Below are 25,185 nucleotides of genomic sequence, written 5' to 3'. Positions count from 1 at the left end.
TACTAATGGTTAAAACTAATGAAGTAGAACAAGCGTATCAAGTTGCTAAGGATCGTTACGCTGAATTAGGCGTTGATACTGATAAGGTTATCGATGAATTAAAGAAAGTTAAATTATCTGTTCATTGCTGGCAAGGAGACGATATCCATGGTTTCTTGAATCCTAACCAAGAATTAACTGGTGGGATCGGCGTTTCTGGCGACTATCCTGGGATTGCACGGACACCTGATGAATTGACTGGTGACTTACACGAAGCCCTCTCATTGATTCCAGGGAGTCATAAAGTCGCATTACATACATTGTATGCGGTTACAGACAAACAAAAAGACTTCAATGAAGTTGGTCCAGATGACTTTAAGTACTGGGTTGATTGGGCTAAACAAGAAGGAATCGGCTTGGATATGAACCCAACCTTCTTCTCACACCCAATGGTCAAAAATAACTTTACTTTAGCTAGCCCTGAAAAGTCGGTTCGTGATTACTGGATCGAAGTTGGTAAGAAATCACGAGAAATTGCCAATTACTTTGGTCAAGAATTAGGCCAACAATCAGTTAATAACTTCTGGATTCCAGATGGTTTTAAGGATAACCCAATTGACAAACAAGCTCCTCGTGAACGCTTGATCGAATCACTCGATGAAGTTTTTGCTAAGGAATATGACGAAAAGAACACGATTGAAGCCGTTGAAGGTAAGTTGTTCGGTACTGGAATCGAATCCTACACGGTTGGTTCACACTTGTTCTACAACAACTACGCTATCAGTCGTAAAAAGTTATGGACGATCGATGCTGGTCACTGGCACCCAACCGAAGACGTTTCAGATAAGTTCTCAGCCTTCATGCCATTTGGTAAGGGCTTGATGTTACACGTTTCTCGTCCTGTTCGCTGGGATAGTGATCACGTTGTTATCTTCGACGAAGCACTACAACGTATCACCCGTTCATTAGTTCGTGATAACGAATTAAGTCGAACTAACATTGGTTTGGACTTCTTCGATGCAACAATCAACCGTGTTGCTGCTTGGGTTATTGGTGCACGCGCTACTCAAAAAGCTTTATTACAAGCCATGTTAGCACCAATTGATGACTTGAAGAAGGCTGAATTGAACTATGACTTTACGAAACGTTTGGCTGTTACTGAAGAACTGAAATCATATCCATTCGGCGCTGTTTGGGATGAATTCTGTTTGAAGAATGATACCCCAGTAGGTACGGATTGGCTCAATGAAATTCATGACTACGAACAAAAAGTTCAATTTCCACGTACTCAAAAATAATTATTAACGACGGTTAGTTACAATAAAAAATTAAGAGAAAAGGTTGGTAATAAACATGACAGACTTTACTGATTCATCATATGTACGCGACATGGCTAAGACAACGGAGAACCTATATCGGCATGGTTGGGATGAACGTAACGGCGGTAACGTCAGCTTACGCTTAACTAAAGAAGAAGTAGAAGCTTATGCTGGTACGGACAAGGTTCTGCGTCAGATTCCAATCAAATTCGATGCTAGCGAATTAGCTGGTAAGTACTACTTAGTAACGGGTACTGGTCGTTACTTCAAGAATATGGTTGAATTCCCAGATCGTGACATGGGCTTGATTCGGATCAGTGAAGTTGGTAACAGTGTTGATTTGATGTGGGGCTTCAATGACGGCGGCGAACCAACTAGTGAATTCCCTGCCCACTTGATGAGTCACATTGCCCGTTTGAAGAAGAATCCTAATCAACGGGTTATCATGCATTGTCACCCAACGAACCTTGTTGCAATGACCTTCACGATTCCATTATCTTCAAAACGTTTCAGCCGGACGCTTTGGAAGATGCATCCTGAATCAATCGTGGTCTTCCCAGAAGGTATCGGCGTAATCCCTTACATGTGCCCTGGGACTAACGACATTGGTGAAAAGACTGCGGCTAAGATGGAAGATTACCGCGTTGTTGTATGGCCACACCATGGCGTCTTCGCTGCTGGTGATTCCCTTGATGAAACTTATGGTTTAGTAGAAACAGTTGAAAAATCAGCTTTGATCTACACGACTATCCAAGCACAAGGTGGGGAAATCTTACAATCATTAACGGATCAAGATTTCCGTGATCTAATCAAACGTTTTGATCTTAATGTTAACGAAGACTTTCTAACACCTGATGCTGTAACTGCAACAGTCGACTAGAATATCTGAGTAAAGTAGTCGCTTTAAGCTGTTGATAGTAGTAAGATAATAATTACTTTAATAATGATTGTTCCAAACAAAGGGGCCACCGTAACTAATTAAGTTGCGGTGGCCCCTTTGTCGTTTACGCTGTTAGTGGCGATAAGGTTTTAGTTCGTCTTCAGTATAGTAGAGCTGTTGAACGCCGCTAAAACGAACTAAGTATTTCTGATGCTTACTATCAATCTGAACAATCGTACCAACCAATGGTAACGTACCATAGGTTGCATAGACTAATTCACCAATTTTGTATTGATCTAACATGAATTTCCTCCTGAGATAATTGATATATCGGGCTTTGACTGTTTCCTAATGACAAGGTATATTCTAAAGGTGAACAAGCGGCGACTCAATCGACAGATTTGGCTAAACGACTAATAATAGACGATTTAGAAAGATTGTTCATTATCTTGAGAGGGGGCAGTAAGATGGCAAACCAGAATGATTTAAGAGTAGTTAAGACGCGCAAAGCGATTAAGCAGGCATTTATGCAGCTAATTCTTAATAAATCAGTCAATAAAATAACGGTCTCTGAGTTAGCGAAAATAGCCTTGATTAGTAAAGGGACTTTTTATCTGCATTATGCGGATATTTATATGTTGTACGATGAATTAGTGGCGGACGTTGCTAGTAAAAGCGCCCAAAAATTCACGTTGTATTCAGAACTATTCACTAAGCCAGAGTATTTTGTACGACAATTTTTATTTGCGGAAACAACGCCACCTAGTAGGAATGAATTAGCTTTATTAGCACCCGATAACTTAAGATTTTCAACTGCCTATCCGGCGATCTTTATTGATGCTTTTCGAGCAGAAATTTATCGTGGTGGAGAAATACTGCCGAATAAGCAAAATGATATTCGGATTGAGTTTCTGGTTACTGGGATGATCTCATTGCTAGTTAAGCCAGGATTGGTTGATGTCAAAAATCAGAATGATGTTGACGACGTTGCAGCGCTTTTAAGTGGTGTGATTAAGCAAATGTTTCCAGAATTTTATTCGTAAAATCGGGTGTAATACAGAAGCTAGTTGATGCTGATAAATGGGATAATAAAAACACTTATAATTAGTATGAATTAATAGCAGGCTAGTTGAATTGGAGCCCGATTAGTGAGTAGAGTCAAGATTAAGTTAGGCAACTTAACAAATTAATAGTTACACAAAATCCAGTTTCCTGCTTGATTAGGAAACTGGATTTTATATATTGGTAAGTAGCGAGTGGTTGATATACTACTGTTGAGCGTATTTGTCAGTTAGAATTAATGATAAAGTGATGTTTTTAACGTATGCACACGTTATTATAATCATAAGATAAATATGAACAAAATGTGACTTTTTTAGGATAACTCAGTGAAAAGTCTTCACAAGTAAATAAAAACTCGCTATAATAATTTATAAGTTATGGTAATCATTAATAATAACAAAAACAAGGAGGCGCAATAACTATGATTAAACTATTCACGCAGGTAAGTTGTAACTCGTCACGTAAGGCACGGCAATGGCTCCACGATCACAAGGTGACTTTTGAGGAAAAAAACTTCAGTTCAGAAGCACCTACGCACAATGAATTAAAACGAATTTTAAGTTTAACAGAAAATGGGTTAGAAGATATTATCTCAACCCGCTCACAACTGTATCCTACGATTGCTGAGCGGTTGCCAGATATGAGTTTTAATGAGACGTTACACTTGTTGTGTGAACAACCACAGTTATTGCGTCGTCCAATTATTGTCGGTGAAAATAAGTTGCAAATTGGATTCAACGAAGATGATATTCGTCAATTTATTCCGCGACATGTTCGTCGATTAGCGTTTATGAAAGTGTTGGATAACGCCGCGTTCTAACTATAAATTGAACGTTTTAAAATACAAATAAGTACAGAATAAAGGCCGAAAATCAATTAAGATTTTCGGCCTTTATAGTTGCTCATAATTAGGGGAAATACATTAACTATGAGTTTCTTCAATCGATTACCAGGTCGATTACAAGAAATTATTTTACAGAAAATGGATAAGATAAGCTAGAACTAATTATACTTTTTATTAGAAATTGCATACCTCTGTCTACCGATTAATATAAGAAATATTAGGGTGTTAATAGATAAAAGGGCTCGATGTTGTATATAAAGAAAGTGAAGATATATCCATAGTTTATATGCAGAAGCATAACCTACTATAGGTACGATTGTAATTGGTTGGTAAGCCAGTTCCCGATTTGGATACCACCTAGTTCTGAAAAGTGTAAGTGATCACCACTATCGAGATTAGCAGCAAGTGTTTGTTTGGCAGCAGGATCGGCGACAAAGCTAGCTAGATCAATCGTGGGAATATTTGCCAGTAACCACTGATTAACCTGTTGGCGGATCTGTTCTTTTTCGGGACTCCAAGCTGGTAAATCAGCGTTTAGCGTATTGGCGAAAGGTGTAATGGTTAGCATAACCAATGGAATGTTATGAACTGCGGCCTCGTTAGCAAGTTGTTGGTAACCCGCAATCATTTGTGATGCAGTCGGTAATTCTGACAGCGGGCTATTAGTACCTGGATGGACTAAATCATTAATTCCAATCAGACTGATAATTAGATTGGGCTGATAACTGATGACATCGTTACGAAAACGTTGAACACCGGCTGGGCCAAAACTAGGTGTCCATTGGGATGTACCAGTGCCGGATCGTAACAGGCGGTTACCAGCGATACCTGCGTTGAATCCGCTGAGGTTAGGCGTTGTTTGATATAAGTTAGTCAGTACTTGATCGGTGAAATAGGCTTGATTGGTTAATGAATCGCCAAAGAAAGCGACTGTAAATGGTTGTTGCGCTGTTTCAAAAGCTATTGAACTGACACCATAAATGAAATTACCATTCAGTTTAAGATTGGATTGGGCGATATTGTTGGAAAATACTCCAGCTGCAGTGGCTAAGGTATTAGTCTCGTTATGTGCAGATAGTTCAACGTAGAGTGCATTGTCTCTCTGGATTTGGAATGGTACCTTATCAGTCCAAAGTTGCTGGTGTGCTGGGATGGTGAATGAGGACTGGTGATTTAGTGTAACGCTGGTTGCATCGTTAAAATCTGGATTCAAGCTGATGCGTAGATTATCGATGATCAGTGGGACTGCATCAAAGCGGTTGCTTAGTTCGAGGCGGATAGCAGTACCTGCTAAGTTTTGACGGATATGCAAGTGTTCTACATGCTGATTAGGCCGGAAATTTAGATTTTGATAGTTTGAAAAAACTTGGTGCCATGCGATTTTTTCCAATTTAGAATACCCCCATATTTTAGTTGGAATGTTGATGGAATAGTAAAAATTATTGTTGAAACTTGTTAAATGGACATTTTACCTAACTTAAACTTTATTATAACGCAGGTTCATGTGGGTAAAAAGATTAGTAGAATGATGCATTCATCAAAATGTAAGCGTTGACATTGATGCGCTATGGTGTTTTAATATTGGTGTGGTTGTTATAACAACATAACAAGTTTGAGTAGGAGGCAACATCAATGGCCAATGTTGTGCCGCTTTACCAAAGTATGCTGACGGATTTAATTCGCCAGATTGAGGCTGGTGAATTACCTAGTAATAGTAAATTACCGTCTGAACAAAAACTTGGTGATCTGTATCATGTTTCCAGAATAACGGTTAGACGCGCACTAGCTGAACTGGAACGTAAACAATATATTTATAAGAAACAGGGACAGGGTTCATTTGTTCTGCAGACAGACGATCCCGAACTCGGTGCTCGATATCTGGACGTCCATAAAGCAATCGTGAATATGAATGCGGTTGCTAAAATAGAATTAGAATCTTTTCAATTGTTAGTTGATGGTTCGGCAACGTCAGCACGTGAAGCATTGGGCTTAGGCAAAGATGATTATCTATACCAGCTTAAATACATGTTCTATGCTGACGATGTCCCAACCTACCAAGAAATCGTCTATTTACCATATGAGCGATTTCCTAATATTTTTGCTAGTGAACTTGCTAATAATGATTTAATGCCATTCTTGGTTAAGAAGTACGGTTTGAAAGCAAGTTTCTTTAATCATACGCAGGCAGGCTTAATCACTAAGGATAATCGACGCATCTTTAAGTTGAACGTCGGTGCGCCATTGGTTAACCTGCAGACCAGTGGCATGGAAGAACATGAACTGGTGTACTACAGTACTGCAACCGTTGTTGGCAACTTAACCATGTTTATCATTGATTAAGTTAGCCGTTGAAAGCGAGGAATTTAAGATGGGTGAACCTAATATTGTTTTAACTCGGATTGATAATCGATTGGTACATGGGCAGGTAGGAGTCGTTTGGACTTCGTCAGTTGGTGCTAACTTATTGTTGGTTGCTAACGATGAGACTGCCAATGATCAGCTTCAACAAGAATTAATGGCAGCAACCGCTGAAACTTCAGGCGTTGGTATTCGTTTTTGGACGATTGAAAAGACCATCAGCACAATTCATAAGGCTAGTGCCCGACAACATATTTTCCTAGTATTGCGGACAGCTCAGGATGCCCGGCGAGTAGGTGAGGGTGGCGTGCCAATTAAAGATTTAAACCTTGGCAATATGCATTTTTCTAAAGGAAAGGTGCAAGTTACTAAGTATACTTATATGGATGATCAAGACAAGGAAGACTTGAAGTACTGTGCGGCCCACGGAGTTAACGTGTATGTGCAGGAGGTACCAGAAGATAAGAAGCAACCATTAGAAGAGGTGATCTAGATGCAAGTCACCCTAATTCAGGGTCTACTAGTTGGCTTATTTGCGATTATCGCGGGTGTCGATTTTTGGTTAGAAGGATTATATCTCTTCCGTCCAATGATTGTTTGTACGATAACGGGGGCTATCCTAGGTGACCTAACGCTTGGTATTATTGCTGGTGGCTTAACAGAACTTGCCTTTGCTGGTTTAACACCAGTTGGCGGTACACAGCCGCCTAACCCAATTATGGCCGGAATCATGACCGTGGTGTTAGCCTATACCACTGGTAAAACGCCTTCGACCGCCATTGGTTTGGCATTACCATTTAGTATTTTGATGCAATATATTATTTTATTCTACTACTCAGCATTTTCTGTTTTGACTAAGAAGCTGGACACATATGCGGAAAACGTCGAAACCAAGAAATTTGCACGTTTAGCAATGTTACCAACTGTGATTGTGGCACTAACGTATGGAGTTATGGCATTCTTATGTGTCTACGGTGCTCAAGAACCAATGAAAGCACTAGTTAATTCGATGCCAGTTTGGTTGAGCCATGGCTTTGAAATTGCCGGTAATATCTTACCAGCCGTTGGGTTTGGCCTGCTATTGAAGAGCATGTTAAAAGCTGAATACGTTCCGTATCTCTTACTTGGTTTCACGGCTGCTTGCTTCATCAAATTTGGCAATTTAATGCCGGTCGCTGTGATTGGGTTGGCACTAGCCTTCATTGAGTTCTATCACAATAAGAAGCAAACGGATAATGAAAAGAAACTTAGAGCAATGATTGATAGCGCTAGTGAAAGTGAGGATGATAGTGATGGCATCTAATACACCTACTGAAACCGGCCGCGGTAAACTGACGAAGCATGACGTCCGTGTGCTGGGACTACGATCAATCTTTAATCAATCCGCGATGAATTATGAGCGGATGCAAGCGGATGGCTGGACGTTAGCGATGATGCCAGCGTTGAAGAAGATCTATGGTGATGATAAGGAAGGTTTAGCGGCAGCGTTAGATGCTAACCTCCAGTTCATTAATACAAATAACTATGCGGCACCATTATTGATGGGTCTAGAAGCATCGCTAGAAGAAAATGGTGAAAAGCGTTCAACAATTGATGGTTTGCGGATTGCGTTATTTGGCCCTTTAGCTGGGATTGGTGATGCGATTACTTGGTTCACGATTTTACCAATTGTAGCTGGGATTACTGCCTCATTTGCTAAGCAGGGTAGTATCTTAGGACCATTAGTCTTCTTCCTAGTCTATGCAGCAATGTTCTTGGCACGGATGCCAATTGCGATGTTGGGCTATAATGCCGGTACGAAAGCCATCTCAAAGATTCGTGAAAATTCAGGGATTGTGTCACACTGTGCCAGTATTCTAGGTTGTACGGTTATCGGTGGTTTAATTGCAACTTACGTTCAGATTTCTGTCAAAACTAGGATTCATGTGGCTGCCGGTCACAGTATCTCGATTCAAACTGAATTCTTTGATCGTATTTTCCCTAACTTACTTCCATTGGCCTATACTTTCTTGCTTTATTACCTGTTGAAGAAGAAGAATGTTAGCCCAGTAGTGCTGATTTTAGCAACCTTTGTGCTGGCTATCGTCTTCTCATGGTTAGGAGTGCTCTAGAATGAAGATTATTGTAACGGGACATGGCAATTATGCGGACGGTTTGCAGTCAACGGTTAAGCTACTTGCAGGCGAACTAGCGAATGTAGCCTATATCAACTTTACTGGTGCGATGGATGACACTGCATTAAGAGTAGAGTTTGAAGCCGCAATCGAAGGTTCTGATCAAGTTGTCTTCATGTGTGACTTAATAGGTGGTACGCCATTCAAAGAGGCCGTTAAACTCAGTGATCAAGTTGATCAGGATGTTGCGGTAACCAGTGGATGCAATATCGGTTCATTACTAGAAGTTGGCCTTCAGCTTGCTGATTATCAAGGAACTGCGGCACAATTAGCAACACGATTAGTGGCTATCAGTAAGACGCAAACAACAGTCTTTCAGCATCGTGCGATTGTGCAGGATGATGAAGAAGACGGGATTTAATAAAAGACTGTCAAAATAACCCAATGATTAGCGTGAGAATGCTAATCATTGGGTTATTTTAGTGATTTAAAAAAACGATTAATCTATTTTAAAAATCAAACGATTTAATACTCTCAATCGTGAGGTTAGCAACCATTCACGATCGATATGAAATAACACTTCGGGGTCAACTTTGATATTAAATTCTGTTGTTTCCCCAGTGGTATTTATTCTTTAGACTCCTGCAAATATTTCAGTAATTCAGCATAGCTGTTAGTCCGGTAAAGTGCAGACAACCAATCCTTTTGTTGTAACTGTTTCATTAAGTCGCTGATAAAAGCTAGGTGTTTTTCAAAATCAATTGGTGCTAAACCAATAATCAAACGAACCTCCTTTTGTGCGGACATGACTGAAAGTGGTTTGTCTAACAAGAAGAAAGTGGCACCTAGACTATTAACGCCGTCACGGGGGGCGGCATGGGCTAACATTACACCAGAGCCAATGACCATGTATGGGCCATTCTGATTGGTTAAAGCAATAATTTGATCTACATAGTTTTTTTCAATGCTGTAATCTGCAACCAATGGTGCCATTGCGGTACGAACAGCTTGTTGCCATGTCTTTTGGTGAGTCAAGTAACCGATATGTTCGGATGGTAATAGTTTAATGAGTTCTGATGAATCTTCATGAATGTTTTTTAGCAGTGGTTCTTGCGTAAGCTGGTTAAGGTAATCGTTGAGAGCTAGCTTCAAGCCGTCTGGATTAGTAATCATTGCATAATTACCCATAATATCTAATAAAGTATCAATATTGAATAATTTAAGAGTGTCGGAGGTTGCTAAACCAGCTTTAATGATGGCATTGTCAATTATTTTCCATTCCAATTTGGACGGAAAAGCTGAAACCGTAATAATCGGTAAAGCGTTATGTGATTGCAGTCTAATGGTACTAATCACTAGGCGACTATTACTTAAATCAGAGTTTTCATACTGTAGGACATTGATGGGGCTAGAAAAATGAATACCACGATAGCGGCTCTCTAACTGCTGTAACAATAGTCGTGAAGTTCCGATACCACTAGAACAAACAACAAGTACTTCGTTTTGAGCCGGAGTGCTTGTTTTTTGTTCACGAAGGGCACCACCAAAGTAAATTGCAATCAAGGCAACTTCATCATCTGAAAGTGATTGATGAATGTACTGTTCAAACGGAACGACGACTTTTCGTGTGATTTCAAAAGTATGGTGATAATGTTGCTTAATATTTTTTAAATCAGCATATTCAAAGGGCATCCCGTATTGTGAGCGGTAATAAGTAGATAGCAAGTGAACAGTTAAACTATCACCGATTGTTTTGGCAGCAACATGGGCTCCGGAAAGATGGTTAAAGCTAGATATCATACGTATTGCGAAAGGCTTTAACTTTTGGATCAAGGCGTCATTCCAATTGACATGAGAAAATTGGCTAGAATTAACTAGTTTCACTAAGTAATCGGCTTCACTAGGATTGTTAATCTGGCAATCATTTAAGAAACTTTGAGCCCAAATATGATCGAGAGTGAGATCACTTTGAGTGAGCGATTTGTCAATAAAATGGTCAGACTGATCCTGACTGTTATTTAAATACCAAAAGAGAAATAGCTGAAGGGTTGTTCGAGCATCATCGGTTAGATACTTGCCAGTAATACGCTCAAATAACTTGATTTGACTATTAACAATTTGGGGCTGGATGACTGGATTGTCGAGCATATTAATAAGTGGCTTTAGTTGGTTAGCATGATCATAGACCCACTTACGAGTATCAATAGATGAGCCGTCGATTATCTTTCCTGTGCCTGTGTTGATTAGAGTGAGTCGGTAACCTTCAAGCTCTAGTCGAATGGTTTTTAGATCGCGGATGATTGTATTTCTCGATACATCAAATTGATAGGTTAAATCAGCTAATGACCGACCTTGTGAGTTTAGAATGCTGAAAATAATCAGTAGTTGTCGTTGCTGCACTGTATTTGCTGTCACACGTGTAGAAGATTCTTTTTGAGCAATTTTTTTGAGAAATTGAAGAGTCTCTTTAGGTAAATAGTAACCTAATTTTTTGACATTAGTAATTGGAAACTCGGCTTTTTGATCCAGTTCTTCATTTACTTTATTGATGAGATAGAACAAGCTACGACGTGAAATATGTAAACGTTGTTGTAGGGAATCGGCGGTAATATAGTCGTTTGCTGCTAATAGCAGCAATAATAAATCGTTACCATGTTTATGCTGACTAAAGTTAAGAATCATTTAAGTAACCTCACTAAATAATTTTGAAAGCACCAAAGTTGCACTATTATGAAAATCATTATTGCACTTGTGACAGACATATTCAAGTTTATACTGGTATTTGTTAGCTAGCCGTTAAATAAATGAAAGGAGGTTGGTGATATGCTTTTGGATTTAGTAAATTCAAATACAGTACAAGTGGTGGCAGGGAGTGATATGAATTGGAAGCAAGCTATTAGATTAGCTGCTGAGCCACTGATCAACAATAAAACAATCGAAAATGAATATGTGAATGAGATGCTTAAGGTAGTGGAGTCGGAGGGCCCATATATCAATATCGGTCCAAATATTGCCCTCGCACATTCTCGCCCTGCTGGAAACGTACACAAAATTGGATTATCAATTTTGAAAACTGATACTAGCATCAACCTAGTTAGTGATAAGCATCCTATTAATTTATGGTTTGTACTAGCTGCAACCGATAATAATAGTCACTTATCTGTTATTCAGGAACTAATGGAGATATTAACTGATGAATCAGCAGTTAAAGCGATGCTGAGAGCTGCAGATAAGACTGAGATATTGAATATAATTGCGCATAAACTTGAACTACAAAAATAGGAGGCCATTATAATGAAATTTTTAGCAGTTTGCCAGAGTGGATTAGGTAGTAGTTTTATGGTTCAGATGAATATTCAAAGCATTTTGAAGGATGAAAATGTTAAGGAGGATATTCAAGTAGATCATTCAGACGTCGGCAGTGTAGGAGCAGATTCTGCAGATTATTTCTTTGTTGAGTCAACTTTACAAAGTGCGTTAGGAAGTATTCCTGAAAGCAAGGTAATCTTGCTTAAAAGCTTGATCAATAAACAAGAAGTTCGGGATCATGTGAATCGAATTTTAGATCAAGAAGAAATTGAACATGAATAGCTGAATGGAAAGAGGGAAGACTATATGAAGGCTTTACTGAACTTATTTGTAGGCATAGTAACGCAGCCATCAATATTGATTGCACTAATTGCCATGCTGGGTTTGTTATTACAAAAAAAGAAGAGTACGGAAGTTGTTCAAGGTACCATTAAAACGTTCGCTGGTTTCTTAGTTCTGACTGGTGGAGCTGGGATTTTAAGCAATTCTTTAACACCGTTTGCATCAATGTTCAAATTTGCACTACACGTTCAAGGAGTCGTGCCAAGTAATGAAGCAGTGGTTGCGATGGCGCTCGTTAAATATGGTTCAACAACAGCCTTAATCATGTTGGTCGGTATGATTGTCAATATTTTGCTGGCTCGTTTTACTCGATTTAAGTATATTTTCTTAACAGGTCAAGCGATGCTGTATGTTTCGTGTTTGACAGCGGTCGTGTTAGTAAGCGCTAACATGGGTAACGGTTGGCAAACGGTACTGTTAGGCGGCCTCTTTGAAGGGACATTATTAACAGTAACGCCAGCATTGACGCAACCGTTTATGCGCAAAATTACTGGTGGCGATGATGTGGCCATGGGACATACAGGTAACATAGGATATGCGTTATCTGGCCTAATGGGAAAATGGTTTGGAAATCCTGAAAAATCAACAGAAGATCTTGAAATTCCCAAAAGTTTAGGATTTTTAAGGGACTCAACCGTATCTATTACGATTTTGATGGGGATTGTCTATATTGTCTTAGCAATAGTAGCTGGACCTGCTTATGTTGAAGCAAAACTAAGTAATGGGACTAATTACATTATTTATGCCTTAGTTCAAGCTGGGACGTTTGCAGCAGGATTTGTGGTTGTCCTACAAGGTGTGCGGATGATTTTAGCAGAAATTGTGCCTGCCTTCCAAGGAATCGCAACCAAATTGGTGCCAAATTCAAAACCAGCATTGGATGTCCCAATTATTTTCCCATACGCACCAAATGCTGTTTTACTAGGATTCTTTGTCAGTTTTATCGTAGGTACTTTAAGTATGTTTGTGATGATTGCGATGGGAACAACCGTGATTATTCCTGGGGTAGTCGGTCATTTCTTCTGTGGTGCTGCCGCAGCCATTTATGGTAATGCAACTGGTGGTCGACGGGGTGCAATTATTGGGACAACTGTTAATAGTTTATTGATTAGTTGGCTACCGTTAGTTATTCTGCCAGTTTTAGGTAGTTTGAAGTTAGCATCATCAACTTTTGCGGATACTGATTATCTGATTCCAGGAATCTTACTTGGAAAACTAGGTAGTTACGGTAGTGTAGCTATTATTACGGGCATTGTTCTATTTACAGTTATCGTAATTGCCTGCAGTATTTTTCTAACACGGCGAGCAGCTAGTGTGAAGAGTGCGTCAAAATAATGAATTATAAGAACCAATAATAAATTAGGAGATCATATAATAATGAAATTTTTCTTAGATACGGCCAATACAGAAGATATTAAACGTTATGCGCAACTAGGTCTTGTTGATGGTGTTACGACCAATCCAACCTTGGTATCACGTGAAGGACGGGATTTTGAAACCGTTATCAAAGAAATTGCGCAGATTGTCTCTGGTCCTGTGTCAGCTGAAGTTACGGCAACTAAGGCAGAAGCAATGATTGAACAAGCGCGTAATGAGGTTAAGTGGGCAGACAATATTGTTGTCAAAATCCCAATGACTGAAGAAGGCTTAAAAGCAGTTAAAGTTTTAAGCAGCGAAGGAATCAAGACTAATGTGACGTTGATCTTCTCTGTTTCTCAAGGGTTGCTAGCTGCCAAAGCTGGCGCAAGTTACATTTCACCATTCCTAGGTCGTTTGGATGATATTGGTGGCAATGGGATTCAACTAGTTAAAGATTTACGACAAGTCTTGGACACGTATAATTTTAAGACTGAAATTATTGCGGCTAGCGTTCGAGGAGCACAACACGTTCAAGAAGCTGCATTGGCAGGATCAGATATTGCAACTATTCCAGCAGCCGTCTTCGGCAAACTCTGGTCACATCCGCTGACAGATAAAGGGCTGGCAAGTTTTGCATCTGACTGGGACAAGTTTCAAGCACAGCAGAAATAGCGAATTATCCGGCTTAGGAGGAAATTGAAATGTTTGACAAAGTTGATAAACTTGGTGTTAACACCATTCGAACGTTAAGTATTGAAGCTATTCAAAAGGCTAATTCTGGTCATCCAGGACTACCAATGGGTGTGGCGCCGATGGCATACGTATTATGGACAAAGCACCTAAATATTAATCCAAAAACACACTTAAATTGGGTAAATCGCGATCGATTTATTTTATCTGCAGGTCATGGTTCCGCAATGTTATATAGTTTATTGCATCTCGCGGGATATGATGTTTCCATTGATGATTTAAAGCATTTCCGTCAATGGGGTAGTAAAACGCCGGGCCACCCAGAGTACGGGCATACTGATGGTGTGGAAGTTACGACTGGTCCGCTTGGTCAAGGGTTCGGTATGGCAGTTGGTATGGCCATGGCAGAAGCGCACTTGGCAGCACAATATAATCGGCCAGACTTCCCAATTATGGATCATTATACTTATACGATTGTTGGTGATGGCGACCTGATGGAGGGAATCTCACATGAAGCAGGATCATTAGCAGGCCATCTTAAGTTAGGAAAATTAATCGCGCTGTATGACTCAAATGGCATCTCATTGGATGGTAAGACTGATCAGTCCTTTACTGAAAATGTTGGTGACCGCTTTACGGCTTATGGCTGGCAGCATTTGGTAGTCGAGGATGGCAATGACCTTGATGCAATCAATGCGGCAATTGAACTTGCTAAACGCACACCAGATAAGCCATCATTAATCGAAGTGAAGACCGTGATCGGATACGGTGCGCCTGATCAAGGAACGAATGCGGTACATGGTAATCCAATCGGTGAGGATGGTATCAAAGCAGCTGAAAAAGTATACGGCTGGAATTACTCAGATTTTGAAGTGCCGGAAATTGTTGCAGATCGATTCAAGACAAATATTCAAGAAAAAGGAGCTCAAGCTGAACAAGCTTGGCAACGGTTATTTGAATTGTATGCGGTTAAGTATCCGCAACAAGCTCAAGCCTTTAATGCAGCGTTCAATGGCAAATTGCCCGTGGATTTAAAGGACGTGCTGCCACACTATCAAGCCGATGACGCGCTAGCTAGTCGAGCTGCCAGTGCTAATGCTATCAATACGGCTGCGAAAGCTGTCCCTTACCTGTGGGGTGGTGCTGCTGATCTATCAAGTTCTAACAAGACTATGATTGCAGATACGAAAGACTTTCAACCAGAATCTTATGATGGCCGTAATATCTGGTTCGGCGTTCGGGAATTTGGAATGGCCGCGGCAATGAATGGGATTGTCCTGCATGGTGGTACCCGCGTGTTCGGTGGGACGTTCTTCGTCTTTACTGATTATTTGCGGGCAGCAGTAAGACTTTCGGCATTACAACATGCACCAGTTATTTATGTGCTAACTCATGACTCAATTGCAGTTGGTGAAGATGGGCCTACTCATGAACCTATCGAACAATTGGCAAGTTTACGGTGCATGCCTAATGTTCAAGTTATTAGACCAGCTGACGGCAATGAAACATCAGCTGCATGGCAACAAGCCTTGAAGACTACGGATAAGCCAACTGTCTTAGTTTTAAGTCGCCAAGCGCTGAAGACTTTACCTGTAACTGTAGACACAGCTTTTGCGGGTGTTGATCAAGGTGGATACGGTGTCAGGGCTGCGAACAAAGCAACGGCTGATGGTTTATTAATTGCAACGGGCTCAGAGGTTAATCTAGCTTTGGCTGCTAAGGAAGAATTAGCTCAGCGTAATCAAGATGTAACGGTGGTTTCAATTCCAAGCTTTGATCGATTTGCACAACAAACGCCTGAATATCAAGCCAGTGTTTTACCAGGTGAAGTAACTCGTCGCGTGACGATTGAGGCTGGATCGACGTTTGGTTGGGATCGTTTTGCTGGCGACAAGGGTGTCAAAATTGGGGTTGACCGTTTTGGAGCTTCGGCACCAGGTGACCTAGTTCTTGATGAATATGGGTTTAATGTGACTAACGTGGTTGACGCCTATTTGAAATTAAAATAATAACTAATACGAAACAGAAGCGGGATAGCGCATGTCCGGTTTCTTTTCGTGCTTGCTATAAGGATGATGATATTATGGAAAAAGTTAAAATGATAGCAATCGACATTGACGGTACTTTGGTTAATTCTGAAAAACAAGTGACACCTAGGGTCAAAGCGGCAATTGGTAGGGCCAAAGAGCAGGGTATTAAAGTGGTTATTTGTACTGGGCGGCCGCTAACGGGAGTTAAATCACTACTTCAAACGTTAGGTTTGGATGCACAGGATGATCAATACGTTATTTGCTTTGGGGGCGCTGCAACGTACGCTACGGGTGGCGAATTAATTAATGAATATCCAATCAGTTACAATGATTATATTGATTTAGAAGCTTTGGCTCGTAAGCTTAAGCTACATTTTCATGCAATCTCAGAAGATCGAATTTATACGGCAGATAAAGATATTGGTGAGTATACGTTGCATGAAGCAAATTTGATTTCAATGGGGATCTCATACCGGACACCTGAGGAAATGCAGCATATTAAACTGATTAAGTCGATGTATGTTGATGATCCTGAGACTTTAGATTTAGCTATTCAGCAGCAACACCTATTTGAACAACTGCAAGATCGAGTAACCTTCACTAAAAGTGCGCCGTTTTATTATGAAGCAAATGCTAATGGTGTGAATAAAGGCCAGGCATTACAAATGTTGTGTGCAAAGCTAAAGCTAGCTGCGGACAATGTTATGGCAATTGGTGATGAAGCCAATGATTTAAGTATGATTCAATTCGCTGGCTATGGGATAGCAATGGGCAATGCAATTGTGGAGGTTAAGGATGCTGCTCAAGAGATAACGGCTGATAATGATCATGATGGTGTGGCAATGGCAATTGAAAAGATTTTGACAACGTAAAATGGGATTTATGTTTATTTTATTTTTAATACAGAAAAGCCTCGGCATATGCCGGGGCTTTTCTGTATTATTTAAATTGCATTTTTTAGCTGGTAGCTGTAAGGAGATTAGGAAAAGTTATGAAGTACTAGCAATAACTTACTTTAACGTTGTCCATTTCCAGTCTTCAACTTCAGGAAGATCCGTACCTTCAGAACGAATGTAATCGTGATGTTTATTCAGGATACTGTTCATTTCTTGAATAACATGAGCCCCTTTTTCAGTATAGGCTGGTGTAGCTAATAGTGCGGATTTAACTAAGTGGAATCGGTCGAGCTCATTACGAACCCGCATATCGAATGGAGTTGTAATGTCACCCTCTTCACGATAACCATGGACGTGTAAGTTATGGTTATGACGATCGAAGAAGAGCGTCTTTACTAAATCATCGTAAGCGTGGTATGCAAAGATGACCGGTTTGTCCTTAGTAAAGAATGCATCGAATTCAGCGTCTGATAAGCCTCGTGGGTCATCTTTCTTCAATTTCAAGAGGTCGACAACGTTAATAAAGCGAATCTTCATTTCAGGAAAATGATCATGCAAAATTGATACGGCAGCTAAACTTTCGGTAGTTGGTTCGGAACCAGCCGTTGCGAAGACAACATCAGGTTCTTCGCCATTATCAGTACTTGCCCAATCAATGACACCAAGACCATCACTGACTAAATGTTTAGCTTCATCCATTGTGAACCACTGTGGACGTGGATGTTTGCTAGCAATAATTAAGTTAATCAATTGCTTGCTTTGGATGGCTTTGTCGAAGACGGCAACCAAAGAATTAGCATCAGCTGGTAAGTAAGCTCGAATGTATTCAGTCTTCTTTTCAGCTAAGTGTGAAATAATCCCTGGGTCTTGGTGTGAATAACCATTATGATCTTGCTGGAAGGCCGTGGATGCTGCAATCACATTCAATGAAGGGACATCAACTCGCCAGGGGGTCTCTTCGTGTGAATTACGTAACCACTTGAAATGCTGGGTTAACATTGAATCCACAACCCGTAAGAATGATTCGTAGCTTGCAAAGAAACCGTAACGACCAGTTAGGTTATAGGCTTCCAGCATTCCTTCATCCATGTGTTCAGATAACATAGAATCAATAATGCGACCTTCAGGGGCTAATAAGGCATCGTTGGGTTCATGGATATCTTCCATCCATTGGCGCTTAGTATCTTCGAATGCTGCGCCTAGCTTATTGGATAGAGTCTCGTCAGGGCCCCAACCGCGGAAGTTTTTATTATCTTTATTTAAGACAATCACGTCACGGATGTACTTGCCAAGTTCAGTCATATCAGAACCATCTTGTTTACCGTGATCTTGGTTATCTAAAGCATAGTCATCAATATTTGGTGTGATTAGGTCTTTAGTTAATTTACCACCGTTGGTAACTGGGTTTGCGGCCATTCGTGCAGACCCTTGAGGAATAATAGCAGCAATTTCAGGTTTTAGAGCACCATTTTCATCAAATAGTTCCTCTGGTCGGTAGGATTTAAGCCATGCAGTTAACTTATCCGCGTGTTCCATATGATTACGGTCAACAGGAATTGGAATCTGGTGGGCACGGAATGAACCTTCAATAGGTTCGCCATCCCATGTTTTAGGACCAGTCCAGCCTTTAGGGGCACGGAATACGATCATTGGCCATTTAGGACGAGATTCATCGTGATTATCCTTAGCATTTTTACGGATATCGTGGATCTCTTCAACAACTTTATCCAATTCTGCGGCCATTAGTTTATGCATCTTGGCAGGATCCGTACCTTCAACAAAGTGAGGATCCCAGCCTAACCCCTTGAAGTAATCTTCAAGTTCTTCGTGAGATTCACGCGAAAGGGATAGTTGGGTTAGAAATTTTGAAGCCGTTTAGGTTCAAAATTGGGAGAACGGTCCCGTCCGTAATTGGATTAAGGAACTTATTAACTTGCCAAGAAGTTGCCAACGGACCAGTTTCAGATTCACCATCACCTACGACAGTTGCGGCAATTAATCCAGGATTATCAAGAACTGCGCCTGCACCATGCAAGATGGAATAACCAAGTTCGCCACCTTCATGGATAGAACCAGGTGTTTTAGGATCGGCATGTGAAGCAACACCACCTGGGAAGGAGAATTGTTTGAATAAACGTTTCATCCCAGCGTTATCTTGTGTGATTTTAGGATAAGTTGCCGTATAGGTTCCATCTAAGTAAGAATTAGAAACCATCACTTGACCACCGTGACCAGGACCTTCGATGTAAAACATGTTCAGACCATATTTATTGATAACGCGGTTCAAATGCGCGTAAATGAAATTCTGCCCGGCGATTGTTCCCCAATGACCAATTGGATGAACCTTCACATCAGAAGCCTGAATAGGGTCCTTTAGTAAGGGATTATTTAGTAAGTAGAGTTGACCAACCGAGATGTAATTAGCAGCACGCCAATATTCGTCTACACGTTTCAAATAGTCTTCTGAAGAATAATCAACCGTTTTGGATTTAATTGCTTCACTCATTATTTTGCAACTCCTTTGCATTTGTTTGCTTTATTTATCATTACGGTAATTATGATAGCGTTTTCAAAAACAAAGTCAAGGCTTATTTGCCATTGATTAGCGAAATATCTGCTAAGCGTAGCTGTTTTACCAACTGATTATTTAATTGATTATCGGTAATAATAACATCAGTATCCTTGATGTCAGCAGTTTTGTAGAGTGCATTTTTCTCGAATTTGGTGTGGTCAGCTAAAACAACATTCATACGACAGTGACTCATCATTTTCTTTGAGACTTCTACTTCTTCAATATAATGATTAGTAATACCTGCCTGCAAATCAATACCGCCGCAGCCGAAGAAGCCAATATCAGCATAGAGATTATCAATGTTATCTAAGGTAATTGGACCGGATAATGAGCCCTCACTAGTTCGCATGGTACCACCTAGTAGGACGATTTGGATATTTTCAACAAACTGTAACGAGTTTAAGACAAATGTGGAATTAGTGATGACTGTAAGATTAGTCAAGTGGCTACGTTTGATCTCTTCAGCAACTTGAAAGGTGGTAGTTCCGTAGTCTAAAAATATGGACTCGCCATCATGGAGCAAGCGCAATGCATTAGTTGCAATTTGGTTCTTTTCGCTGATGGCTTCGTGTTGACGTTTACCATATTTAGTCTCGTCAACACTTTGTGGGACCGTAGCACCGCCACGTAAGGCTCGAACCAATCCTTGTTTATCAAGGGTATAGATATCTTTTCGGATGGTTTCACGTGACACGTTAATTTTTTTACTAATGTCAGCAATCTTAACTGAGCCTTGTTTCTGTAACTGATCAAGGATGTATTGTTGACGTTGCATGATTTCCATTGATCTAGCCTCCTAAAAAAACTTTTTGTTTATATGATAGCACATATTTTGCAATATTTTGCAATTTGAATAATTAAAATAATTATACCATGAATCTTGATGTTCTTATTAAACCCTCGTTAAGTGTGTATTAATAGTTTTTATTTTCTTGAATGACAATTATGGGGTGTGGTAATTGCAAAGTGCTGTTTGCAAAATAGGCTTAAAAATATTTCAAACAAAAGTATTGCAAATGATTTGCAAAATGATACAATTTTAACTGTTGAAAGCGATTACATTAATGAGAATACAGGAAAGGAGCGATTTATTTTGAGCGATAACCTGGTAGAAGTAAGTGATTATTTAAGAGAGCCTTTGATTTTATTGAATACGGCTTTTAAAACCTCAAAGGAATTGTTTACGGCAATTAATGCTACGGCACTGGAAAATGGTTTTGTCACTGATCAATTTTTGCCGAAAATCATTAAACGGGAAGCAACGTTTCCCACTGGTTTGCAATTAGAACATCGAGGCATTGCGATTCCGCACACAGATGCGGACACAATTAAGCAAGAATTTGTTGCAGTGGTAGTCAATGATGAACCAATAGTGTTCAGCCGGATGGATGATCCAGAACAAACGGTAGGTGCCAAATTGGTGTTTGTTTTAGGCCTAAATCAGCCACATGCTCAGTTAGATATGTTGCAAGCGTTAATGAGCATTATTCAAGATGATACGTTAGTAAATTCATTGGAACATGCTGATAATACTGATCAAATTCATGAACTATTGAGTAAATAACTAAAGATAGATTAAGGAGCGATAATAATGAAAAAATTAAATGTATTAGTTGCCTGTGGAGCCGGAATTGCCACTTCGACGGTTGTAATGAAGAAGGTTGAAGATTTATTCGCTGAAAATAATATTGATGCTAACTTGATTCAGATTAAGATTGCCGAAGCTGCTTCTAAACAAGATGATGCTGACATGCTGATCTCAACGACTGTATTACCAACTGAATATCGAATTCCTGCTATTAAAGCAATGGGATTTTTAACTGGGATCGGTGCTGATAAGTTGAAAGATGAAATTTTGACTAAGGTACATGAAATTCAAGCACAATAATTCTGAGCTAGGGTTCTAAGCAGGAGGATACGTTATGAAAGTATTATCTGATGTTGTTCAGAGCATTATTAATGTCGGCCCCAGTGTCATGCTACCCATCATTATATTTATTGTTGGTTTGATTTTTAGAGTTAAACCAGGGAAGTCATTAACGGCCGGGATTACAGTTGGTATCGGTATGATTGGTATTAATCTGGTCATCAACTTACTGACTACTAGTGTTGGGCCAGCCGCGCAAGCAATGGTTAAACGCTTCGGTTTCCATCTAACGATTATCGATGCCGGTTGGCCAGCCGTATCTGCCGGGACATGGGCACAACCAATCTCAGCTGTGATGATCCCGATTATCTTAGTTGTTAACGTTGGTTTGATTCTGTTAAATGTTACTAAAACGTTAGATATTGATATTTGGAATTATTGGCATATGATTGCGGCTTCGGCAACGGCTTATGTGGTAACTAAAAATTGGTGGTTCGCTATTTTCTGCGGCATTATCTATGAGATTGCCGTCTTAATTATTGCTGATAAAACAGCACCAAAGGTTGCAGAATTCTATGGGTTAGATGGAATTAGTTTCCCAACGGGTTCAGCTGCTGCATACGGCCTAATTGGAATTCCAGTTGGTTGGGTTGTTAGTAAAATCCCTGGAATTAAAAAGTTAGATGTTGACCCCCAAATGATTCAGAAGCGTTTTGGCGTGTTCGGTGAACCCATGGTCATGGGTATCATCATTGGGATGCTACTAGCTGCTTTAGGGGGCTATAGCGTACCTAACATTCTCAAATTAGGGATGTCAATGGGTGGCGTAATGTTCTTAATGCCACGAATGGTCAAAATCTTGATGGAAGGACTAATTCCGATTCAAGAAGGTGCCCAGAAATTACTACAGGAAAAATATGGTAACCGTAAGATATACTTAGGGATGGATGCCGCTCTTTCAACGGGGTCACCAGCTACCTTAGCAACTGGTTTATTGATGGTTCCCATTACTTTATTTTTAGCAATTATCTTACCAGGTAACCGGGTCTTACCATTTGGTGATTTGGCAACAATTCCGTTTTTTGCGGCGTTGATTGTCCCTAGTCGTAAAGGAAATATCGTTCATTCGGTTATTTCTGCAACAATCGTAATGGTGTTTGCATTATTAATGGCAACAGATTTTGGTCCTACCTTAACCTCTATGATGCATGGAATCGTAGCCTTTCCAAAGGGCGCGTCAGAAGTTACTAACTTTAGATACTGGTGGTAATGTCTTGAACTGGTTGATCTTGAAGCTCTCACAATTAGTCCAGCCACTGTTTAACTAGTGTATGTTGATTTTAGAAAGGAAATAGATTATGGATACTGTAAAAACAACTGAATCCGAAAAATTAAATGGAATTAAAACGATGGAGGCCGTTGTAAAAACTGCGGCTGGTAATGATAACATGGAATTGAAAACGGTTCCTATTCCTGAAGTGACGGGTGATAAGGTGTTACTGAAGGTTGCTTATACAGGAATCTGTGGGACGGACATCCATACTTTTAAAGGGCAGTACGCTAATGCAGTTACACCACTAGTTTTAGGTCACGAATTCTCTGGTGAAGTAGTAAAGGTTGGTCCTGATGTAACAACGGTTAAACCAGGCGATCGGGTAACCAGTGAAACTACTTTTGCAACGGATGGAACTTGTATTTATTGCCAGAACAAGGAATACAACCTCTGTCCTAACCGTGAAGGAATCGGGACTAAAGCCAATGGATCAATGGCGAACTATGTGTTAACGCGCGAAGAAAGTACGCATATCTTACCAGATAATGTGTCATATAAGATGGCCGCAATGTCTGAACCTTTAGCATCATGTGTTCATGCAATGTATCAAAAAACGCCGTTTACGCTACATGACACGCTACTAATCATCGGCCCTGGACCAATGGGCTTGCTATCTTTACAGATTGCTAAGGAAATTGGTGCATATGTAATCGTTTCTGGTATTACTAAAGATGCTGATCGCTTACAAATTGCTAAAGAGTTAGGCGCTGATCTTATCGTTGACACACAGAAGCAGGATCTTGAAAAAGTCGTTATGGAAGCAACGAACGGCGTTGGTGTTACGAAAGTATATGACTGTTCAGGTGCTACACCAGCTGTTAATGCTGCTCTACCATTGGTACGGAAAGGCGGTACTTTCCAACAAGTTGGCTTATTTGCAAAATCAATGAATGAGTTGGATGAACGCTCAATTATTCAACACGAAATTACGTATAGGGGCTCACGTTCACAAAATCCTTATGACTGGGATATTGCGTTACATCTTGAAAGCAAGGGTGCTATTGATCAAGATGCGATGATTACAAAGGTTTTTGATCTTGAACATTGGCGGGACGCCTTCGACGCTATGATGGCAGGTAAAGAATTGAAAGTCATGATTGCATCGAATCCGGATGATCCGGATTTGGCAGATTAATTAGGGTGTAGATAATTGTAAGTCTTCTAACAGACTAGCTAGTGGACTTATAAATGGCAGTAATTAAAAGGGTCCTCCAGGCAGACATGTAACATGTCTACCTGGAGGACTTTAATAGTTAAGGTTAGTTGAAAAGCTCGTCATGAGTACCAGTTCTGGTTAGGATAAGGATTAGTTCTCCAGAATTACTACGTTGGTACATCAATAACCAGTTATCTTCAATGTGTAGTTCGCGAAAGGCTTTAAGACTACCTTTTAATTGATGGTCTTTGTGTCGAATCAAGTACGTTTTATCCTGGTAATAAATCGCTTTAACAGCAGCATCAATGGATTCAAAAGAATAGTGCCGTTTAGTAATCATTCTTTTGAGATCACGAGCAAAAGTAGGTGTTTGTCGAATCGAGTTACTTAGAACCGAGAATGTTTTCATTCTTCTGTTTCCAATCTTCGTAATCGGTAAAGGTTTCGCCTAGACTTGATTGAGCTTCCTGGATAGCTTGTAGTGTAGTCGCATTGAGTTGTGGAGTTGGCTGAACCTGCGGCCGAAATGGCAGTGCTTGCTCAGCAATACTTTGTTTAAGAAATAGATTAATCGCTGTGGTAGTATCCATACCAAGGTCTTTAAATAATTTGGAAGCTGCATCACGATCTGCGACAGAAACGCTGACACCGATTCGAGTTTTTTTGTTTTTTAATTTCGCATCTGTGTCCATGATAAAATTCCTTTCAGCTTAAAAGCTTTCCAATTCAAAAATGTTATTATCCTGTTTATTTAAAAAATACGCCAATTTAAAAATAAATTCACACAAAAATTTCCTAAAATACTAAAACAATTACACGGACTGGATTAAAACCAATCATAAACAAAATATCTTCCACATATGAAGAATAACATAGTATGGTATCAGCATCAAAGATTATGTGCTAATTTATTATAATAGTGTGTATAAGTAACTACATTATTATTGATTATTTGATTAATGCTAGTTTTTTTGAATAAAGAACTCAATACAAAATTATTAGACCACTGTTGACACCGCTTCCAAAGATTGTTAATATAATCAACATAAATGAAAGCGTGTTACTGATTCGATCA

At 39.9% G+C, this 25,185-nt stretch carries 24 protein-coding genes and 2 pseudogenes; 19 read left to right on the top strand and 7 right to left on the bottom strand.

Features of this window, described 5'->3' with window-relative positions; all coding sequences use genetic code 11:
- Positions 1 to 5: 5 nt before the first annotated feature.
- On the top strand, positions 6 to 1,277 hold the full coding sequence (locus ACG95_RS00300) for an L-rhamnose isomerase (protein WP_047998571.1): 1,272 nt from the start codon (positions 6 to 8) through the stop codon (positions 1,275 to 1,277).
- Between the two features lie 55 nt (positions 1,278 to 1,332).
- Positions 1,333 to 2,178, top strand: a complete 846-nt coding sequence (rhaD, locus tag ACG95_RS00295; protein WP_047998570.1) for a rhamnulose-1-phosphate aldolase — start codon at positions 1,333 to 1,335, stop codon at positions 2,176 to 2,178.
- A gap of 132 nt (positions 2,179 to 2,310) precedes the next feature.
- Here the strand turns inward: rhaD and ACG95_RS14565 are convergent, their stop codons facing one another.
- Entirely contained in the window at positions 2,311 to 2,481 is a 171-nt protein-coding gene (locus ACG95_RS14565) for a hypothetical protein (protein WP_173425496.1), read from the bottom strand.
- Positions 2,482 to 2,645: 164 nt separating this feature from the next.
- On the opposite strand from ACG95_RS14565, the gene ACG95_RS13900 reads away from it, so the two are divergent.
- On the top strand, positions 2,646 to 3,221 hold the full coding sequence (locus ACG95_RS13900; protein ID WP_053072617.1) for a TetR/AcrR family transcriptional regulator: 576 nt from the start codon (positions 2,646 to 2,648) through the stop codon (positions 3,219 to 3,221).
- A gap of 440 nt (positions 3,222 to 3,661) precedes the next feature.
- Entirely contained in the window at positions 3,662 to 4,060 is a 399-nt protein-coding gene (locus ACG95_RS00285) for a Spx/MgsR family RNA polymerase-binding regulatory protein (RefSeq protein WP_047998569.1), read from the top strand.
- 328 nt (positions 4,061 to 4,388) lie between these two features.
- On the opposite strand, the gene ACG95_RS00280 is transcribed toward ACG95_RS00285, so the two are convergent.
- Positions 4,389 to 5,474, bottom strand: coding sequence for a GDSL-type esterase/lipase family protein (locus tag ACG95_RS00280; RefSeq protein ID WP_047998568.1), 1,086 nt, complete (start codon positions 5,472 to 5,474; stop codon positions 4,389 to 4,391).
- Between the two features lie 242 nt (positions 5,475 to 5,716).
- Here ACG95_RS00280 and ACG95_RS00275 point away from each other — a divergent pair, with 242 nt between their 5' ends.
- The 5 genes from ACG95_RS00275 to ACG95_RS00255 are packed head-to-tail and all read left to right on the top strand — an operon-like array spanning position 5,717 to position 8,977.
- The gene (locus tag ACG95_RS00275) at positions 5,717 to 6,424 is read left to right on the top strand and encodes a GntR family transcriptional regulator (protein ID WP_047998567.1); all 708 of its coding nucleotides are present in this window, start codon (positions 5,717 to 5,719) and stop codon (positions 6,422 to 6,424) included.
- Between the two features lie 28 nt (positions 6,425 to 6,452).
- Complete coding sequence (gene agaB / locus ACG95_RS00270; RefSeq protein ID WP_047998566.1) at positions 6,453 to 6,935, top strand: PTS galactosamine transporter subunit IIB; 483 nt, start codon at positions 6,453 to 6,455, stop codon at positions 6,933 to 6,935.
- Positions 6,936 to 7,745 (top strand): PTS galactosamine transporter subunit IIC, encoded by an 810-nt coding sequence (gene agaC, locus ACG95_RS00265; protein ID WP_047998565.1) that lies wholly within the window; start codon positions 6,936 to 6,938, stop codon positions 7,743 to 7,745. It abuts the gene before it with no gap.
- Positions 7,735 to 8,553, top strand: a complete 819-nt coding sequence (gene agaD / locus ACG95_RS00260; protein ID WP_047998564.1) for a PTS galactosamine transporter subunit IID — start codon at positions 7,735 to 7,737, stop codon at positions 8,551 to 8,553. Before agaC ends, agaD begins: the two co-directional genes overlap by 11 nt.
- A gap of 1 nt (position 8,554) precedes the next feature.
- A complete protein-coding gene (locus ACG95_RS00255; RefSeq protein WP_047998563.1) occupies positions 8,555 to 8,977 on the top strand; it encodes a PTS sugar transporter subunit IIA domain-containing protein in 423 nt (140 codons plus the stop codon).
- A gap of 206 nt (positions 8,978 to 9,183) precedes the next feature.
- Here ACG95_RS00255 and ACG95_RS00250 read toward each other — a convergent pair whose 3' ends face one another.
- A complete protein-coding gene (locus ACG95_RS00250) occupies positions 9,184 to 11,238 on the bottom strand; it encodes a BglG family transcription antiterminator (RefSeq protein ID WP_047998562.1) in 2,055 nt (684 codons plus the stop codon).
- A 141-nt stretch (positions 11,239 to 11,379) separates the two neighbouring features.
- Between ACG95_RS00250 and ACG95_RS00245 the strand changes: the two genes are divergently transcribed.
- From ACG95_RS00245 to yidA, 6 genes are all read left to right on the top strand, one after another.
- Positions 11,380 to 11,838, top strand: a complete 459-nt coding sequence (locus ACG95_RS00245; RefSeq protein ID WP_047998561.1) for a PTS sugar transporter subunit IIA — start codon at positions 11,380 to 11,382, stop codon at positions 11,836 to 11,838.
- Between the two features lie 12 nt (positions 11,839 to 11,850).
- The gene (locus ACG95_RS00240; protein WP_047998560.1) at positions 11,851 to 12,147 is read left to right on the top strand and encodes a PTS sugar transporter subunit IIB; all 297 of its coding nucleotides are present in this window, start codon (positions 11,851 to 11,853) and stop codon (positions 12,145 to 12,147) included.
- 24 nt (positions 12,148 to 12,171) lie between these two features.
- The gene (locus tag ACG95_RS00235) at positions 12,172 to 13,542 is read left to right on the top strand and encodes a PTS ascorbate transporter subunit IIC (RefSeq protein ID WP_047998559.1); all 1,371 of its coding nucleotides are present in this window, start codon (positions 12,172 to 12,174) and stop codon (positions 13,540 to 13,542) included.
- 42 nt (positions 13,543 to 13,584) lie between these two features.
- Positions 13,585 to 14,238 carry a fructose-6-phosphate aldolase gene (gene fsa, locus ACG95_RS00230; protein WP_047998558.1) on the top strand — a complete coding sequence of 218 codons (654 nt, stop codon included), beginning with the start codon at positions 13,585 to 13,587 and terminating at the stop codon, positions 14,236 to 14,238.
- A 29-nt stretch (positions 14,239 to 14,267) separates the two neighbouring features.
- On the top strand, positions 14,268 to 16,265 hold the full coding sequence (tkt, locus tag ACG95_RS00225; protein WP_047998557.1) for a transketolase: 1,998 nt from the start codon (positions 14,268 to 14,270) through the stop codon (positions 16,263 to 16,265).
- Between the two features lie 74 nt (positions 16,266 to 16,339).
- Positions 16,340 to 17,158 carry a sugar-phosphatase gene (yidA, locus tag ACG95_RS00220; protein WP_047998556.1) on the top strand — a complete coding sequence of 273 codons (819 nt, stop codon included), beginning with the start codon at positions 16,340 to 16,342 and terminating at the stop codon, positions 17,156 to 17,158.
- A 138-nt stretch (positions 17,159 to 17,296) separates the two neighbouring features.
- On the opposite strand, the pseudogene ACG95_RS00215 reads toward yidA, so the two are convergent.
- Both ACG95_RS00215 and ACG95_RS00210 read right to left on the bottom strand, forming a co-directional pair.
- Positions 17,297 to 19,688, bottom strand: a pseudogene (locus ACG95_RS00215) (phosphoketolase family protein).
- Positions 19,689 to 19,770: 82 nt separating this feature from the next.
- Positions 19,771 to 20,538 carry a DeoR/GlpR family DNA-binding transcription regulator gene (locus ACG95_RS00210; RefSeq protein WP_047998555.1) on the bottom strand — a complete coding sequence of 256 codons (768 nt, stop codon included), beginning with the start codon at positions 20,536 to 20,538 and terminating at the stop codon, positions 19,771 to 19,773.
- Between the two features lie 309 nt (positions 20,539 to 20,847).
- Here ACG95_RS00210 and ACG95_RS00205 point away from each other — a divergent pair, with 309 nt between their 5' ends.
- From ACG95_RS00205 to ACG95_RS00190, 4 genes and pseudogenes are all read left to right on the top strand, one after another.
- Complete coding sequence (locus tag ACG95_RS00205; protein WP_047998554.1) at positions 20,848 to 21,318, top strand: PTS sugar transporter subunit IIA; 471 nt, start codon at positions 20,848 to 20,850, stop codon at positions 21,316 to 21,318.
- 27 nt (positions 21,319 to 21,345) lie between these two features.
- Entirely contained in the window at positions 21,346 to 21,642 is a 297-nt protein-coding gene (locus ACG95_RS00200; protein WP_047998553.1) for a PTS sugar transporter subunit IIB, read from the top strand.
- Positions 21,643 to 21,676: 34 nt separating this feature from the next.
- Positions 21,677 to 22,949 (top strand): annotated as a pseudogene (locus ACG95_RS00195) (PTS galactitol transporter subunit IIC).
- A gap of 30 nt (positions 22,950 to 22,979) precedes the next feature.
- Positions 22,980 to 24,089, top strand: coding sequence for a zinc-binding dehydrogenase (locus ACG95_RS00190; RefSeq protein WP_047998552.1), 1,110 nt, complete (start codon positions 22,980 to 22,982; stop codon positions 24,087 to 24,089).
- Between the two features lie 124 nt (positions 24,090 to 24,213).
- Here the strand turns inward: ACG95_RS00190 and ACG95_RS00185 are convergent, their stop codons facing one another.
- Together ACG95_RS00185 and ACG95_RS13895 are read right to left on the bottom strand one after the other, a co-directional pair.
- Positions 24,214 to 24,519, bottom strand: a complete 306-nt coding sequence (locus ACG95_RS00185; RefSeq protein ID WP_047998551.1) for a type II toxin-antitoxin system YafQ family toxin — start codon at positions 24,517 to 24,519, stop codon at positions 24,214 to 24,216.
- The gene (locus ACG95_RS13895; protein WP_053072616.1) at positions 24,494 to 24,802 is read right to left on the bottom strand and encodes a type II toxin-antitoxin system RelB/DinJ family antitoxin; all 309 of its coding nucleotides are present in this window, start codon (positions 24,800 to 24,802) and stop codon (positions 24,494 to 24,496) included. The genes ACG95_RS00185 and ACG95_RS13895 overlap by 26 nt, the downstream gene beginning before the upstream one ends.
- Positions 24,803 to 25,185: the final 383 nt, after the last annotated feature.

This window comes from Lactiplantibacillus herbarum, from assembly GCF_001039045.1.
GTDB classification, from domain to species: Bacteria; Bacillota; Bacilli; order Lactobacillales; family Lactobacillaceae; genus Lactiplantibacillus; species Lactiplantibacillus herbarum.
This window is presented reverse-complemented; position numbering and strand designations above follow the sequence as displayed.

What these genes read in the sequence shown, in the direction of transcription:
- ACG95_RS00300 (WP_047998571.1), top strand. Translation starts at nt 6, where the DNA reads ATGGTTAAAACTAATGAAGTAGAACAAGCGTATCAAGTTGCTAAGGAT.
- rhaD (WP_047998570.1), top strand. Translation starts at nt 1,333, where the DNA reads ATGACAGACTTTACTGATTCATCATATGTACGCGACATGGCTAAGACA.
- ACG95_RS14565 (WP_173425496.1), bottom strand. Translation starts at nt 2,481, where the DNA reads ATGTTAGATCAATACAAAATTGGTGAATTAGTCTATGCAACCTATGGT.
- ACG95_RS13900 (WP_053072617.1), top strand. Translation starts at nt 2,646, where the DNA reads ATGGCAAACCAGAATGATTTAAGAGTAGTTAAGACGCGCAAAGCGATT.
- ACG95_RS00285 (WP_047998569.1), top strand. Translation starts at nt 3,662, where the DNA reads ATGATTAAACTATTCACGCAGGTAAGTTGTAACTCGTCACGTAAGGCA.
- ACG95_RS00275 (WP_047998567.1), top strand. Translation starts at nt 5,717, where the DNA reads ATGGCCAATGTTGTGCCGCTTTACCAAAGTATGCTGACGGATTTAATT.
- agaB (WP_047998566.1), top strand. Translation starts at nt 6,453, where the DNA reads ATGGGTGAACCTAATATTGTTTTAACTCGGATTGATAATCGATTGGTA.
- agaC (WP_047998565.1), top strand. Translation starts at nt 6,936, where the DNA reads ATGCAAGTCACCCTAATTCAGGGTCTACTAGTTGGCTTATTTGCGATT.
- agaD (WP_047998564.1), top strand. Translation starts at nt 7,735, where the DNA reads ATGGCATCTAATACACCTACTGAAACCGGCCGCGGTAAACTGACGAAG.
- ACG95_RS00255 (WP_047998563.1), top strand. Translation starts at nt 8,555, where the DNA reads ATGAAGATTATTGTAACGGGACATGGCAATTATGCGGACGGTTTGCAG.
- ACG95_RS00250 (WP_047998562.1), bottom strand. Translation starts at nt 11,238, where the DNA reads ATGATTCTTAACTTTAGTCAGCATAAACATGGTAACGATTTATTATTG.
- ACG95_RS00245 (WP_047998561.1), top strand. Translation starts at nt 11,380, where the DNA reads ATGCTTTTGGATTTAGTAAATTCAAATACAGTACAAGTGGTGGCAGGG.
- ACG95_RS00240 (WP_047998560.1), top strand. Translation starts at nt 11,851, where the DNA reads ATGAAATTTTTAGCAGTTTGCCAGAGTGGATTAGGTAGTAGTTTTATG.
- ACG95_RS00235 (WP_047998559.1), top strand. Translation starts at nt 12,172, where the DNA reads ATGAAGGCTTTACTGAACTTATTTGTAGGCATAGTAACGCAGCCATCA.
- fsa (WP_047998558.1), top strand. Translation starts at nt 13,585, where the DNA reads ATGAAATTTTTCTTAGATACGGCCAATACAGAAGATATTAAACGTTAT.
- tkt (WP_047998557.1), top strand. Translation starts at nt 14,268, where the DNA reads ATGTTTGACAAAGTTGATAAACTTGGTGTTAACACCATTCGAACGTTA.
- yidA (WP_047998556.1), top strand. Translation starts at nt 16,340, where the DNA reads ATGGAAAAAGTTAAAATGATAGCAATCGACATTGACGGTACTTTGGTT.
- ACG95_RS00210 (WP_047998555.1), bottom strand. Translation starts at nt 20,538, where the DNA reads ATGGAAATCATGCAACGTCAACAATACATCCTTGATCAGTTACAGAAA.
- ACG95_RS00200 (WP_047998553.1), top strand. Translation starts at nt 21,346, where the DNA reads ATGAAAAAATTAAATGTATTAGTTGCCTGTGGAGCCGGAATTGCCACT.
- ACG95_RS00190 (WP_047998552.1), top strand. Translation starts at nt 22,980, where the DNA reads ATGGATACTGTAAAAACAACTGAATCCGAAAAATTAAATGGAATTAAA.
- ACG95_RS00185 (WP_047998551.1), bottom strand. Translation starts at nt 24,519, where the DNA reads ATGAAAACATTCTCGGTTCTAAGTAACTCGATTCGACAAACACCTACT.
- ACG95_RS13895 (WP_053072616.1), bottom strand. Translation starts at nt 24,802, where the DNA reads ATGGACACAGATGCGAAATTAAAAAACAAAAAAACTCGAATCGGTGTC.